The sequence below is a fragment of the Kamptonema animale CS-326 genome, assembly GCF_028330895.1.
GTDB classification, from domain to species: domain Bacteria; phylum Cyanobacteriota; class Cyanobacteriia; order Cyanobacteriales; family Microcoleaceae; genus Kamptonema; species Kamptonema formosum.
This window is the reverse complement of sequence record NZ_JAQMUA010000063.1, coordinates 1-14,111: the sequence shown is the minus strand read 5'-3', so window position 1 is coordinate 14,111 and position 14,111 is coordinate 1. Positions and strand designations below refer to the sequence as shown.

Annotated in this window: 11 protein-coding genes; 5 read left to right on the top strand and 6 right to left on the bottom strand. The window is 45.5% G+C overall.

Annotated elements, in window-relative coordinates; all coding sequences use genetic code 11:
- Positions 1-157 precede the first annotated feature (157 nt).
- The gene (gene fabI / locus PN499_RS03820) at positions 158-934 is read right to left on the bottom strand and encodes an enoyl-ACP reductase FabI (protein ID WP_007357056.1); all 777 of its coding nucleotides are present in this window, start codon (positions 932-934) and stop codon (positions 158-160) included.
- 472 nt (positions 935-1,406) lie between these two features.
- Here fabI and ntcA point away from each other — a divergent pair, with 472 nt between their 5' ends.
- The 3 genes from ntcA (at position 1,407) to PN499_RS03805 (ending at position 4,574) form a co-directional block, all read left to right on the top strand.
- Positions 1,407-2,072, top strand: coding sequence for a global nitrogen regulator NtcA (gene ntcA, locus PN499_RS03815; RefSeq protein WP_007357057.1), 666 nt, complete (start codon positions 1,407-1,409; stop codon positions 2,070-2,072).
- Positions 2,073-2,163: 91 nt separating this feature from the next.
- Entirely contained in the window at positions 2,164-3,801 is a 1,638-nt protein-coding gene (locus tag PN499_RS03810) for a DUF3084 domain-containing protein (RefSeq protein ID WP_272030368.1), read from the top strand.
- A 374-nt stretch (positions 3,802-4,175) separates the two neighbouring features.
- Positions 4,176-4,574 carry a pre-16S rRNA-processing nuclease YqgF gene (locus PN499_RS03805; protein ID WP_272030366.1) on the top strand — a complete coding sequence of 133 codons (399 nt, stop codon included), beginning with the start codon at positions 4,176-4,178 and terminating at the stop codon, positions 4,572-4,574.
- Between the two features lie 59 nt (positions 4,575-4,633).
- On the opposite strand, the gene PN499_RS03800 is transcribed toward PN499_RS03805, so the two are convergent.
- The 5 genes from PN499_RS03800 to hpsA form a co-directional block, all read right to left on the bottom strand.
- A complete protein-coding gene (locus PN499_RS03800) occupies positions 4,634-4,861 on the bottom strand; it encodes a type II toxin-antitoxin system HicB family antitoxin (protein ID WP_272030365.1) in 228 nt (75 codons plus the stop codon).
- 56 nt (positions 4,862-4,917) lie between these two features.
- Positions 4,918-5,631, bottom strand: coding sequence for a prepilin-type N-terminal cleavage/methylation domain-containing protein (locus PN499_RS03795; RefSeq protein WP_272030364.1), 714 nt, complete (start codon positions 5,629-5,631; stop codon positions 4,918-4,920).
- 336 nt (positions 5,632-5,967) lie between these two features.
- A complete protein-coding gene (hpsC, locus tag PN499_RS03790) occupies positions 5,968-6,990 on the bottom strand; it encodes a hormogonium polysaccharide secretion pseudopilin HpsC (protein WP_272030362.1) in 1,023 nt (340 codons plus the stop codon).
- Positions 6,991-7,061: 71 nt separating this feature from the next.
- Positions 7,062-7,769, bottom strand: a complete 708-nt coding sequence (hpsB, locus tag PN499_RS03785) for a hormogonium polysaccharide secretion pseudopilin HpsB (RefSeq protein ID WP_272030360.1) — start codon at positions 7,767-7,769, stop codon at positions 7,062-7,064.
- Complete coding sequence (gene hpsA / locus PN499_RS03780; RefSeq protein WP_272030359.1) at positions 7,766-12,826, bottom strand: hormogonium polysaccharide biosynthesis protein HpsA; 5,061 nt, start codon at positions 12,824-12,826, stop codon at positions 7,766-7,768. Before hpsA ends, hpsB begins: the two co-directional genes overlap by 4 nt.
- Positions 12,827-13,057: 231 nt before the next feature.
- Between hpsA and PN499_RS03775 the strand changes: the two genes are divergently transcribed.
- Positions 13,058-13,192: a hypothetical protein gene (locus PN499_RS03775; protein WP_272030358.1), complete on the top strand. Its 135-nt coding sequence runs from the start codon at positions 13,058-13,060 to the stop codon at positions 13,190-13,192.
- Between the two features lie 41 nt (positions 13,193-13,233).
- The gene (locus PN499_RS03770) at positions 13,234-13,998 is read left to right on the top strand and encodes a sulfotransferase domain-containing protein (RefSeq protein ID WP_272030357.1); all 765 of its coding nucleotides are present in this window, start codon (positions 13,234-13,236) and stop codon (positions 13,996-13,998) included.
- Positions 13,999-14,111: the final 113 nt, after the last annotated feature.

The window sequence follows — 14,111 nt, the reverse complement described above, 5'->3', positions numbered from 1 at the left end:
GTTGTTAGTTGTTAGTTGTTAGTTGTTAGTTGTTAGTTGTTGGTGTGTAAGTCCTGTGAATTTTAAATTTTTACTTAGTATTAACTAAAGCATAATCATTCACAAATGTAGTTAACAGTTAACAGTTAACCGTTAACAGTTAACCGTTAACAATTAACTACATTCCCATAATTTCGTAACCAGCGTCCACGTATAAAATCTGACCCGTGATCCCGCTAGCCAAGTCGCTGCATAGGAAAGCTGCTGTATTTCCTACTTCTACTTGAGTCACAGTTCGCCGCAAGGGGGCAACTTCTTCTACGTGGTGAATCATGTCTAAAATGCCACCAACTGCGGAGGAAGCTAGAGTGCGAATGGGGCCTGAAGAAATTGCATTCACCCGAATATTTTGGGGGCCGAGTTCAGCGGCCAAATAACGGACATTCATTTCTAATGCCGCCTTAGCAATGCCCATAACATTATAGTTCGGTATTACTCGCACTCCCCCCAAATAAGTCAGAGTGAGAATACTACCACCCTCAGTCATTAGAGGTTTAGCAGCCGCACTCATCTGCACTAGGGAGTAAGCGCTAATTTCCAAAGCTTGAGTGAAACCTTTGCGGGAAGTATTGCTGAAGTCGCCTGAGAGTTCATCCTTGCCAGCAAAGGCTAGACAGTGGATGAGGATGTCTAATTTTCCCCATTTGTCGCGGATTGTCTCAAAAGTAGACTTGATTTCGTTGTCGTCTTGGACATTGCAAGGTAGATAGAGACTGGGATTGAGCGGTTCTACGAGTTCCGCCACTTTTCTTTCGTGTCGGCCCTTTTCGTCCGCTAGATAAGTGATCCCAAGATTAGCCCCAGCTTTATGGAGCTGCTGGGCAATGCCCCAAGCAATCGAGCGATTGTTGGCAATGCCAGTTACAAGAGCGTTTTTTCCAGTCAAATTTAGCATAGTAGTATATTCTATAAGCAATTGGTACGACGATCAAAAGTGGTTTGCCCCTCTTAACTCAAGTTGCAGGTTTCGCGATCGCGATCCAAGGTTACTGAGTTCTGGGCTGCTGACCTGAAGGCGATCGCCCGATGGCTATCGCGATCGCCTGGTAGACCTTCGTTACCTTTGTCTCTTGTGAAATTACAGCCGATAAGTGTAAGTTATTACAAGTTTTGTTTAATTTAATATTAAATTAAAATCATTCGCGTCGTTTCCCTCTCAGGGCTCAAGCCACTGAGTTTCCCACTTACCGAACTTTTTTATGAACATAATGTCTGAGAGTCCAAAGGAACTTTCGTTTTATAACAAAATATCCTGAACACCCTTTGCGTCCAGCTTGGGGAGAAAAGGTGAGGGCAGGATAAATCCTGTCAGTGAAATATGATTCAGGTGAGTATCAATCGTATTGGTTAGTACAAAGGATCTAGTCGTGACCCATGATAGACCGCTAGCAGCCGTGTTCCGCCAAATTAGCGGCGGAGCGTTTCCCCCCGTTGTCGAAAGCTTTGAACGGGGGAAGACTATATTTTTCCCTGGAGACCCGGCTGAGCGCGTCTATGTTCTCATTAAAGGTGCCGTTAAGCTCTCTAGGGTTTATGAGGCGGGGGAAGAAATTACCGTAGCTCTACTACGGGAAAATAGTGTGTTTGGGGTGTTGTCTCTGATTACGGGACATCGTTCTGACAGGTTTTACCACGCGGTGGCTTTTACGCCGGTGGAATTGCTCTCGGTGCCCATTGAACAGGTGGAGAAGGCTCTTAAGGACGATCCAGAACTGTCGATGGTGATGTTGCGGGGGTTGTCCTCGCGGATTTTGCAAACTGAGATGATGATTGAGACGCTGGCTCACCGGGATATGGGATCGAGGTTGGTCAGTTTCCTGTTGATTCTGTGCCGGGATTTTGGCGTTCCGGGGGCGGAGGGGATTACGATCGATTTGAAGTTGTCTCACCAGGCGATCGCGGAGGCGATTGGTTCGACGCGGGTGACTGTGACTCGTTTGCTTGGGGATCTCAGGCAAGAGAAAATGATCTCGATCCATAAGAAAAAGATCACGGTTCATAATCCGGTAGCCCTAAGCCAGCAATTCACTTAAATTGGAAGGAGGAAGGGCTGAACTTCTGCTCTCTAGAATCTATCGATAACTTATCTATTCAGAGTTGGGTCTTCCTTCATCTAAGGGTTCGATGACTGCCGGATATATCCTGGTAATTGTAATGCTAATTTTGGGGGGCGTAATCGCTACCCTGAGCGATCGCTTAGGTACGAAAGTTGGTAAGGCTAGGCTTAGCCTTTTCAAACTCCGCCCCCGGAATACGGCTGTTTTGGTGACGGTTCTGACTGGTAGTATTCTGTCGGCGACTACTTTGGGAATTTTGTTCGCGGCGAGTAAGCCTTTGCGAACGGGGGTGTTTGGAATTGATGAGATTCAGAAGCGGCTGAATACTGCTCGTAAGGAGCTCAACCAAACGACGCAGGCTAAAAATCAAGTGGAAGCTGAGCTGGCTAAGGCTAGGGAGGCTCAAGCACAAGCAAGGGCGAGTTTGGATGAGATTAATCGTTCTTTGGAGGCGGCGAATGCTGAGCAAGCTGAGACTGAGGCTAAGTTAAATTCGCTGAGAACTCAATTGAATCGGGTGGAGGCCGCGAAATCCCGCACTCAGGAACAATTGAGTAGGGTGGAGGCTGCGAGGACGCGCACTGAGTCGCAGTTAGATCGGACTCAGAGTCAGTTAAAAACTGTTTCTAAACAAAAGAGGGCTCTGGGGGCGGAGATCGCGCAATTGCAAGCGGAACAGGAAGAATTGAGGGAACAGGGAGAACGGGTTAAGGCCCAAATTACTCAGCGCGATCGCGATATTGCTCAGCAGGAGAAGGATATTGCTCAGCGCGATCGCGCTATTGCTCAACAGGATCGGAATATTGCTCAGCGCGATCGCGATATTGCTCAGCGGAATGCAGAAATTGCTCAGCGCGATCGCTTTTTGCAGGAACGGGAACAGGCTATTGCTGAGCGGGATTTGGTGATTGCGGAACGAGAAGCGCTGTTGAAAGAGTTGGGGGAAGAACAAGCTTCTTTGGAGGATCAGCAAGCATATTTGCAGCAGCAAGTGCAAATTTTAGAGAGGGATTTTCAGGCAATTCGCAGCGGTACTGTGGCGATTCGGCGGGGGCAAATTTTAGCCGCTGGTGTGGTGCGGATTCTGGAACCGCCTGTGGCCCAGCAAGCGGTAGATCGGTTGTTGCAGGAGGCTAATCGAGCGACTGTGCGGTTGATTCAACCTGGCAAACCGAATGGGAGCGAGCAGGTAATTGATATTACGAAGGCTGAGGTTGAGCAGTTGATGGTTCAGATTAAGGATGGTCAAGATTATGTAGTGCGAATTTTGGCGGGTGCGAATTATCTTCAGGGTGAAAAACGGATTCAGGTGTTTGCGGAGGCGGAGATTAATCGTGTTGTGTTTCGTGGGGGAGATGTGGTGGCGGGAACTACGATTAATCCCTCGAATTTGACGGATGAAGATGTGCGGAAAAAGCTGGAAAAGTTGATCGATGCTTGCAATTTTCGTGCTAATTTTATGGGGATTGTTGGGGGGCGAGTGCAAATTGCTGATGATAAGATTGAAACTTTGTTAGCTTTTATTGAGCAGTTACAGCAGTACGATCGGCCTTTGGATGTGCAGGCGATCGCGGCTGATGTGACTTATACGGCTGGGCCGCTGAAAATTAATTTGGTGGCTATTGATGATGGGGTAGTACTTTTTGGTACGGGGCCAGTGGGGTCGGGGAAGGGGGGAGCTGAGAAGATTGACAGTCATATATGATGTTAATGGGATAAGAATGTCATTGCGAGCGAAGCGAAGCAATCTCTAGTCCCTGGGATTGCTTCACTGCGTTCGCAATGACAATGATCTAAGGGGATAATAATGTCATTGCGAGCTCTGCGAAGCAATCTCTAGTCCCTGCGATCGCTTCACTGCGTTCGCAATGAGAATGATGTTAATGGGATGAGAATGTCATTGCGAGCCCTGCGAAGCAATCTCTAGGCCTTGGGATTGCTTCACTGCGTTCGCAATGACAAGAATTAGGTTGCAATGACAATGACAAGAATTAGGTTGAAATAACAAAGTTAGTGGTTAGTGGTTAATATAAAAATACAACTAACAACTAACAACTAACTACTAACTACTAACAATTAATGATTTTAGGTTTCGATCCGGGGCGCGATAAGTGTGGAATAGCTGTTATGGGGGTAGATAGGCAAGTTCGCTATCATCAAGTCGTGCTGGCTGAGAATGCGATCGTGACTATTGAATCTCTATGTTCGCAGTTTCCGATTGAGTTAATTGTGATGGGGGATCAAACTACTTCTCGTACTTGGAAACAAAAAATTTCGGCTAGTTTGCCGTTGGTGGATGTTGTGCAGGTTGATGAGCGCTATAGTAGTTTGGAGGCACGCGATCGCTTTTGGGAGATGTTCCCTCCCCAAGGTTTTAACCGGTTGATTCCTCAAGGAATGCGGACTCCCCCTCGGCCTGTTGATGATATTGTGGCGATTGTGTTGATTGAAAGGTATTTGAATCAGGGGAATGTTTGATAGTCAAGATTAATGCAGATTAACGCGGATGGAAAATGGCGATCGCTTTAAACCTCTGTTTAGGCAAAGACAAGGTTTTCTGCTATGGTTTTAGGTTTTGGGAGTGATTTACCGTCTAGCTGATATTCTTCAACTAAAAGCTCTAATACCTCTACTGCATTCTTTAAAGCTTCTTCGTAGGTATCTCCGTGAGTGTGGAACTGCTGGGATGGAAAATCGGGTAAGTGAACTAGGTAGCTGTTATCTTCATCAGACCATTGAATCACAATTATATAATGTAATTTCATAGTTCAGAGTTGCGATCGCAAGTGACAGATTTGCATCTCCTCAGCTTAAATATAGGCTATGGGTTTAGATTACAACTTGTTTCATCGTCACCTGTTCTCATTGCACCTAAAAGTGTTGTCACTACCGCGCACTTTCTGGCTGCGCCTAGATCATTGTGCATTAGTGTTATACGCTGGGGTAGTGTAAATGATGCGGCTACCGCGTCTGTACACTCATTCTGTGCATTGTCCACAAGACAACCTTGACGGTTAAATATGGCTGTGTAGATGTTATTTGTTTGTGGTAACGTTGTCGGAGCCGTACCAGCATTATCAACGATCGCAATCTTATCCTCTAGGCTGTACCATACATTAGGTGCAGAAGAAGGAGATGTTGATACTGGCAAAGTTGTCGGATCGGTGGTTGCAGGGTGAATAGCCCACTGAACTACTGTTCCCTGTGTTCTAAAGCTAGCCTGCCATGCTACTTTATCCCGTTTAGCATTACTTTGAGCTAACTGCAAGGCTCCGTAAACTCGGCTTTGCGAAGTGCGTAAACGTTGATTATTAATGAAAGCTAACCAACCTGGAGCCGCGATCGAGCTTAAAATGCCAACTATCAATAGCAAAATCAGCAGTTCTATTAACGTAAACCCTGTGTCATGTTGCTGATGTTTTTTTCCTAATCCTATTCTTGACTGGCTAGAAAGTCCGCTTAATTGTTGCAGATGTGGCTTGCTAGTTGCAGCTAAACTTCTCTGCCAAAGTTTTAATAGTGTTGAGTTTTTCATATTTTTCTCTGGTTTTTATACCTTAGTTTGACACTCATTGGATCTATTTTAAACTGAGATATTGCATTATTGCCAAAGCCCCTGATATTAAGTCTGGTTAATTAGAGATAATTTCTGTAGGGGCGGGTTCGCCAAGATATCCAAATATAAACGATAAGTCCAGAAAACCCGCCCCGGCCAAATACTTACGCCGATCTCTTGCACTAATATCAATAAAGGACTCGATCGCGGGGTGGGGGCGGGTTTTTTAGTCTTTTATAGTACGGTTAAAGCTCTCGGCGAACCCGCCCCTACAGGCTTTTGAGAATGGTACAAGATGTGAACTTTAAATAAAGATTACTGCCCTAATACCCCTAATCCTTGAACTTGAACGCTTGCTGTTGGGAAAAATGCTGAATTGTTGCTATTGTAAGTAGCGTTATTTTGCATTTTCCGCAGAGCACTTCCCCTGATCGTAACCCGTGCTACTGTTTTAGTTGAATCTACACAAGCGTAGAAACCATTTCCATTTGTAGGTGATACTATTGACGCGCTAGCACCCAAAGCATTTTGGCACTCACTAAGTGTGGCTACATTTGGGACTGTAGTTGTATCAATATAATTAACCAGCACTTGCGCGGTAGGAGGATCAAAAGTTGCTATCGTTCCACCTTCTTCCTGAAGCGGCCATTGGTTCATTTTTTCCTGAAGATTATCTCCAGGTATAGAGAGGTTAAATGGCAAAAAACCATCAGGTTCAGCCGCTCGCGGATCTGGGGCTATAAAATAGGCAGGGTTAGGAGCATTAGTATCTATTACTCCATCCCGATATTGATATCTAGTAATTCGGGCTGGGCAATTTCCACCAGCAGGCTGACACCAGATATTATTAGCACTATTATTAGTATCTGGTCTTAAGTAGTAGGCAACTAATGAATATACATAACTATCGTTGCAAGTATCATCAGTTCCAATTGGATCACAATCTTCACTTGTAGAGTTTGCAGGCAATACCTTTTTCATCAACTGTCGCTTCCAAAATACGAGAATAGGGGTTCCGTTAGTAGGGTTAGCTGCGGGCAAACTATCTACAATTTCATTCACTCCTGTTTGATCATAAATATAAACTGCTTGACCCAAATCTTCAGCAATAAAATCAAGGGCAGCTTGAACTTCTTGCTCTGTATTTGACTTAACTTGTTCTTTTCTATCCGTATTTAGGACATCAACAACAAAACCTAACAAAGGTGTCAAAATTAAGAATGTAATAATCATTGCTACTAACAATTCAATCAGCGTGAAACCGCTAACTGTTCGATCGACCTTAGAGCGATTAGGCTTGAAACTAATTTTTAGTAGCAACCTGAGTAAACTTTTCATAACTATTTTTTCCTGTGCTTGAGAGTTGATCGACCTTAATTAAAATCTAGTAGCAAATCAGATTAGAGTATTTACTGACAGCCAAGGCGATCGCATAAATTCTGAAATGATGATTTTGCGGCTCCGCTGCTAGTACCAATCTCCGTAGTCATTTGTACTACAGGAATACTTGGATTTCCTATTCCTCCTGTGATTGTTGATTGTTGTTGAGTTTGTGGGTCAGCTACCAGGGTTACTCCTGATTTGAACGCATCAGCTCTGTACACTCGAACACCTAGTAAGTAGCCTTGTCTGGGGTCAGGTTGATTGGGTGGTTCGGGAATGCTGCGGTAAGCTTGGATCAGCATATCTTTGACGCTTTCGGGTTTACATCCCGGATCGTCATCAAGATTAACGCAGTAAAGAGACGTTGGACTTTGACAGTAACCGTCATTTAAACAGCTTAAACCAGCATTATTGGGAGCATCAACCTTAAAGGTTTCTCTGTCAGCAGTTGAAGCTAACACCTTTGTCTCAATGATTGGCGTGATGGTAGTACCGGTGATAGTTGCGACTGGGATCGCAGCGCTTTTCACGCCGTTAATGTAAGTTCTAGCAGCTTGGGTTGCTAGTTCTACCCGTCGAGCTTGTACACGAGTCCCTGTAGCAAAAACTAGGACAGGCGCGATCGCAATCATCAAGACAGCAACTACAACCATCGCCATCATTGCTTCGAGGATGGTGTAACCGGAGTCGGGAGACTCACGTAAATTTTCCCGTGAGGTAAGTAGTTTATTCATAGGTCATCCCAGTCGTTTGGTTCGTTACAGGATGTTGGTCGTTGGTCATTGCTGACGGCATTTTGTGCAACATCATCATCTTTTTTCGCACAGAGTAAAGTTTTCACCCAAACATCATCTCGACCTACTTCTCTGAAGAACTCATCAGAATTAGTTTTTGTAGGAGGAGTAGTGAAAAGTTGGGTAAACAAGTCGGGAGATTGAGATAACAAGCCGACATCATAACCCCATTGGCGACCCGGTGGTGAGAAGTTAGGGGTACGATTGCTGTTGTTGTTAATGCTGTAGAAATTGGGGTAGCCGCTAAAGATACTCGTCGGAGTAGGAACTGGAGAGTTCAAGATAGCAGTGTAAGGTGCAGTGGCATAGGCACTGCGGCTTAATTGAATGAAGGAACCCAGGATTCTTGTATTTAGACCACCACTCCAGTTCTCAAGAAAACGGGTCAAGTTTTGCATCCCACCATTAAAGTCATTACCTACTGCGCGAGCAGGATTGTCGCCAGACCCCACAACTAAATTAAATATTGTCTCCTGAGCTCGTGGTAGCCATGAAGTACTATTGATGTTTGTTTGGTTTGTTGGAATTGGAGTGGTGGGATCACCGTTTTGTGTTACGTGGATTTGCAAAACGGGTACTAATTGTGGCTGTACAACCAGATTGGTTGCCAATGCAGTTCGATAAGACAGCGGATTGGCATTTGTATAGTCATCACCTCCCGTTGGTGCATTAGGAGTAGTAGTTGCCCTAAACCACAAAGTGTTCGCTGGCGTGCTGGTAGGAACAGCGCCACCAGTTTGTAAGGTTACGTTTGTACCATTGACTCCTAAAGGAATAGCCTGATTGTTATTGGTAGGATCGGGTATGAGTTGGTAGGTGTTGTTTCTTTGGAAAGCCACACGCCGAGGAAACCGTTGGTATGCTGGAGCAGGACTTGTGGCTGTTGTACCTGAGTTAAGATTAGTAGCTAGGAAAGTACCATTTGTTAATGCTGCATACGATGTAGCGCTGGTAGTTGTTCCGGCATTGGGTGTGATTAAAAGATTGTTATTATCAATTATCACCCAATCACCAGGCCCACAAGCAGAAACAGGTAACTTGAAGCACATTTCCATCACATATTCTGGAAATGCCCCCCGCCGCTGAACTGGCGTGACGAAGTTGTTGAAATAAGAACTGGAGAGAGCATTAGTTGTGGTCGAATAGGCGTTATCGTCGGATGTGACAGGGCCGCCATTAACATTGAATGTTGCACCGCTGCTCAGACCATTGGTGACAAAGTTATTGTTATAAAAACCATTAAGCAACCGTGCGGCCTTGGCTGTTACTTGTGTTTCTATAATGCCGGTATCTGTGGTATTACCATTTCCATTCAAGTCAATGCCAAAGTCAGCCTCGTTAAATGTTGGAGTCGTTTGGATTGTGCCGTCTCCACTTAAGTCATAGCCAACAATCGCCTGACCCGCATTATTTCTCAGGTCAAAGTCTCCCTCATCACGGAAACCAGGGCGGAAATTCCTAGAAAGGACTGTCACAGCATCCGCCAACACTGTTGCTGCTCTCCAAGTGTCACCCGTAGTACAAGTAGGCAGCCTGGGATCTCCTGGCCGACAAGCAAAGTTGGGATTGAGAGGTAAAGCACGGGTGTAGAAGTTGCCCCATGCTGGCTGAGTTAAATTACCTACTGCTCCAAACTCTTCTTGAGTGTGTTCGTTAAAATTGTCTTGCACGTAAACGGGCAGGTTAGAAACTAAGGTCAGCCCCTTCTCTTTCACTACATCCGCCACATTTGATGGGGCTGTATCATTTTGACCATCGTTACCTACATCATTCCGGGCTAGGTATCTACCATTAGTCAACATAATCCCGTGAGGGCGGCGGGTTGGGTCGAGTCGAGAATCAGCCTTGCTGATGATGTTACTTTGAACTGCGTCGATTCCGTAGGGAATTACGGTAGTGTTGGCGGTATCGGCTGTGCGATCGCTCCGATCCGGCGCTGCATCATCACGGCTAGCATAGATTATGCCGCTGTTTGGCAACAAATACTCTGGCGATGGCCCATTAATACCGCCCGCTAATGGAATATCTTGATTACGCAGTTGATTGAGGTCTATTTGAGTAACCCGAATCTCTAGCGGCATCCGTTCTTCCAAGGCGAGGTTATAAGCGCTAGATAAATTTGCAGCACCAGCACCTGCGGGATCGCTGCTGAGGGTGAAAGTTTCATCAACTGGTGTACTTGTATCGTCAGCAGCGATCGCCTTAACTTCTCTGCTATTCAGTAGCGCTACTTCTCTGATCGCACCATCAGGAATAGTTGCGGCTGTACCCAAAGTGAAACCGGTCGTACCCAGAATACCAAAGGCGCAGGCAGTAGAATCAATAGCTGCTTGTTCTGCCAAGTTGCGCTCCGCTTCAGGTGTCATCAAAGCCGTTCTTAACTGCTCGTTGACGAATCTACCATCAGGAAAGACCATATTCGCCTGATTTTCAAGTGGCGTAGGACTTGCGCCACCTAGTATGCCATTGGTAGGAGTTGCTGCGGCCGCTGGTATGGTGTAAACAGGAGGGCCGAAGACTATACCATTGTTGGAGCCGATGTTATCGTCCCGTGTCCCTGATGCGATTTCCCCACTGACATCAGTAAGAGTGCTGAGGTTTCTAGCCGTTGAAGCGGTACTGGGGTCATAGTAACTGCTAACGCAAGCAATAGGAGCTTGGGTTGCTTTCACAACTACACTGGAATTGAAATCTGGTTGGTCGTAAGCATCTGTAGCGTAGTGATATACGGCTGTTGCCCGCATCCGCAGGTCGCCTTTGGCATACTTAAGAGTACTAGGGTCAATGGTAGGGGTAGCTGCTGCTGGCAGAGCGGCGGAGGTTGCAGCTAGTGCAGTGGTAGCCCAATTGCCAGCCACATTGTCATAAACTATTTGACTTCCCAGCACTGGTGACATCGGCATACTATCTGGCCAGACAACTGGGTACTGTTCTGTTACAGTCGTAGTTGCCGGATCGTCGTATGTCCCTGCACTTGGGGGCGGCAGAAAAGAGTTTAGGCGCTCGTAAACCCCTGCACCAGTAATCACGCGCAAACCACCGATCGCACTTAAAGGATTTATCGGTTGTTGGGCCGCTGCTTTTTCCCAGAAGTCGCCCCGATTGGTTACACCTACCTCCGCAAGTATCTGCTTTTGGCTGGTGCGAGTCCGCTGGGTAGTGCCATCTGACCAAGTACCGCCAGCAACATCCTGTGTTGTTGTCCCGCCCACAAATTTAGCGCCATTCCACCATTTCGCGGGTAAATTGTTGCCGACAATGACGCGATCGCCCATAAAATCTTCTGTTTGGGGTTTTGAGCCTCCTATCGGGTTGGGATCTTGAGCTACTAACTGATTGACCTGGATGTTTAGATTTGTCGGCCCGGTGGCATCTGCAACGGTCGCGTCAGCATTAACAGTTGTAGGTAGTGACCAGATTTGGTTTGGTCGCAGTTCATCACCACTTCCTTCTATTACTGGACTGGGAGGAGTGTCAGTGGTAACATCTGTTACTTCACTAAAAGGAACCTTGCGAGTTAAGTTTTCAAAGTAAGTCTGTAATGCGTCGGCACGGTTTTTGCCCCCTGCCACTGCTTTTTGCACTGAGATCGGGTCGTTAGCAGTATTCGGTACCAATGGTGGCCCCGCAGTATCAGGATTTGCCGTCATCTGTGCATTTACTAAAACACTGAGGCGATTGGCATAAGCTTCATTGTTGTAAAGTACGCTTATTGCACCTTCTGTGACAGATTGATTTGTAGTATCAATTGTTGTGTCTGCACCTGAGTCTATCGGAGGCGTTCCAGCTCCTTGAAATAGGTGTACTGTACTCGTACCAGTTTGAGCCCCGGAAGAGGAGCCATTAACTACATTGCCAGCAACTATAATTTTGCTATTTTCTTGTTTGTAGTAACAAGAATTTTGACCGCTGATCAGAAATAAATCTACAGTGCTACCACCTGTTGAAGTTACAAGTAAATTGCTATTGGTAAGCATAGCTCCATTGAGGCGGAATGCAGCACCAGGAGATATTTCTAAATCATCTTCATAGACTACTGCATTATTTAATAATGGCAATCGCACCCGGTCTTGTTGATACTCCAGAGCCGAAAAACCTTTAGTACCTGTATAGACTTCAAGTTGACCCGCCAGACTAGAAGTATCTTCTGACAGTGATTGCGCGGTAATCGGTACTGTCACAGTGTAAACAAAGAAGCTTTTCTTCAGTTTCCCATCGGATTGATACCATCCTGAATCCCCCACCAAACTAGCGCTAGTGCCGAGGGCCGCTGCACATTGGGCACTCCCTAAACTCCCTGGCATCGGTGGAGTTCTTGTCTCTAAAGGCTTTCTTTCTGTAAGAAATTGTCCCGCAGTTGTCCCTGTATTATCACCATCGCGGGGAGGACTGCGAAAATAGACACCGTAGATGGTATAGCTATCAAATCTACCGTTATTATCTGTATCGACTGGAAATCTCCAAGCCGTATTTATTACTTCTTTATTTTCGACTAAATCGGCATTGCTATCCCAGCTTGCTGTAGGTAGTGAAGCCCTGTCGAGATTGTAGCCAACTCTCAGACGAATCTCATCGTTGAAGGTATAAGTATCAGTTCCAGTAGTAGGCGTTGACAGTGCTCTTTTAATAGATATATCAGATGGTGTACCTGTTGGTCGTGTGGGGTCTTCGTTTAATAAATATTCTATTTTCGCTTTCGCTCGTTCTAAGGCTGGAGTAGCCGCAGCTAATACCTGTTGATTCACCCTCACATTCCGAGCATTTTGTGCCCTGTCAAACGATCGCAGCGTAATTGCCAGAGTCAACAATACTACTACCAGCATCACCATCGTCACAGTCGGCAATACAAACCCCGCTACAGGCAACTTGGCACGTCGTCCCATCGCCATTAGCGATCGCAACATAGTTCTCATCAGCCGCTTCGCACCGGCTCTAGATACATTCGCAATCCGTCTCAACAGTGATACGATGACTTTAGCTAATTTGCGCTTAAACATAGACGCTTTCCCAAACTAAGGCAGAGATTGTCTTGCAGATGGCTGCTGAGCAGTAGAATTCCCAATCCTATAGTTCCCACTTTTCCCACTTTTGACATCACCCCGTTACATTTTGTAACAGAGGGTTATACCCCCAGGAGCTGTAACCTACTACTTCCGATAGATTTAAGCTTTAGTCCCAAGTTTTTAACAGGTTGCTGGAAAACTATAATTCTAATTTAATCTCATCCTATGAAGTCAGCAAGCAAATCGGGAGTTATAGATCACCGCCATCCTGTGTTTGCGATCGCAGTTTCTCTAACAGGCAATAAAGCCTTCACAACAAAAAAATATATCTTGTGGGATAGGCATCTTGCACCTACATAAAAAATACGCAAAATATCAGCAGCTAAACAATAACTTACTTTATGAACCCGCTCCCCAAACCCCCTCACTTCATCATCATTGGCGTTCAGAAAGGGGGAACTACATCCCTGTACAACTACCTAATACAACATCCCCAAATCTTACCCGCACAGGAAAAAGAAGTACATTTTTTTGATTTCAAATTCGAGAAAGGTAAAGACTGGTACTATTCTCAATTTCCCGACACAGACGATAATCAAGACCAGATCGCAGGAGAAGCCAGTCCTTACTACATCTTTCACCCCCACGTTCCCCAACGAGTATACGATTTATTTCCCCAAGTCAAGCTGATAGTATTGCTGAGGAATCCAGTAGATAGAGCCATATCACATTATTACTACTATGTCAAGATTGGCTACGAAACTCTATCACTAGAAGATGCGATCGCAGCCGAACCCATCCGACTCCAAGGCGAAATCGAAAAACTCACCGCCAGTGAAACCTACTATAGTTACAATCACCAACACCACACCTATTTATCACGCGGCATCTACGTAAATCAACTGCTAATGTGGATGAAACTTTTTCCCAAAGAACAAATTTTAATCCTCAAAAGCGAAGACTTATATACAGATCCCGCCGCTACTTTCAACACCACCTTAGATTTTTTAAACTTACCTCCTCACCAACTAGAAAACTACGAAAAACATAACAGCGGCGAGTACCCCCCCGTCAGCGAAGAATTATATCAACAATTGAAAGACTATTTTCGACCTCATAACCAAAGATTAGCAGAATATCTAGGCAAAGACTTCGGCTGGGATTGAAGATTTTGCTAATGGCTAATGGCTAATGGCTAATGGCTAATTGCTAATTGCTAATTAAACGTAGGGTGGGCGCTCGCCGCAAAAAACCTGTAACTTATAGAAGAATATGGTTG

Coding starts and splice junctions, on each gene's coding strand:
- fabI (WP_007357056.1), bottom strand. CDS start 934: ATGCTAAATTTGACTGGAAAAAACGCTCTTGTAACTGGCATTGCCAAC.
- PN499_RS03810 (WP_272030368.1), top strand. CDS start 2,164: ATGACTGCCGGATATATCCTGGTAATTGTAATGCTAATTTTGGGGGGC.
- PN499_RS03805 (WP_272030366.1), top strand. CDS start 4,176: ATGATTTTAGGTTTCGATCCGGGGCGCGATAAGTGTGGAATAGCTGTT.
- PN499_RS03800 (WP_272030365.1), bottom strand. CDS start 4,861: ATGAAATTACATTATATAATTGTGATTCAATGGTCTGATGAAGATAAC.
- PN499_RS03795 (WP_272030364.1), bottom strand. CDS start 5,631: ATGAAAAACTCAACACTATTAAAACTTTGGCAGAGAAGTTTAGCTGCA.
- hpsC (WP_272030362.1), bottom strand. CDS start 6,990: ATGAAAAGTTTACTCAGGTTGCTACTAAAAATTAGTTTCAAGCCTAAT.
- hpsB (WP_272030360.1), bottom strand. CDS start 7,769: ATGAATAAACTACTTACCTCACGGGAAAATTTACGTGAGTCTCCCGAC.
- hpsA (WP_272030359.1), bottom strand. CDS start 12,826: ATGTTTAAGCGCAAATTAGCTAAAGTCATCGTATCACTGTTGAGACGG.
- PN499_RS03775 (WP_272030358.1), top strand. CDS start 13,058: ATGAAGTCAGCAAGCAAATCGGGAGTTATAGATCACCGCCATCCTGTG.
- PN499_RS03770 (WP_272030357.1), top strand. CDS start 13,234: ATGAACCCGCTCCCCAAACCCCCTCACTTCATCATCATTGGCGTTCAG.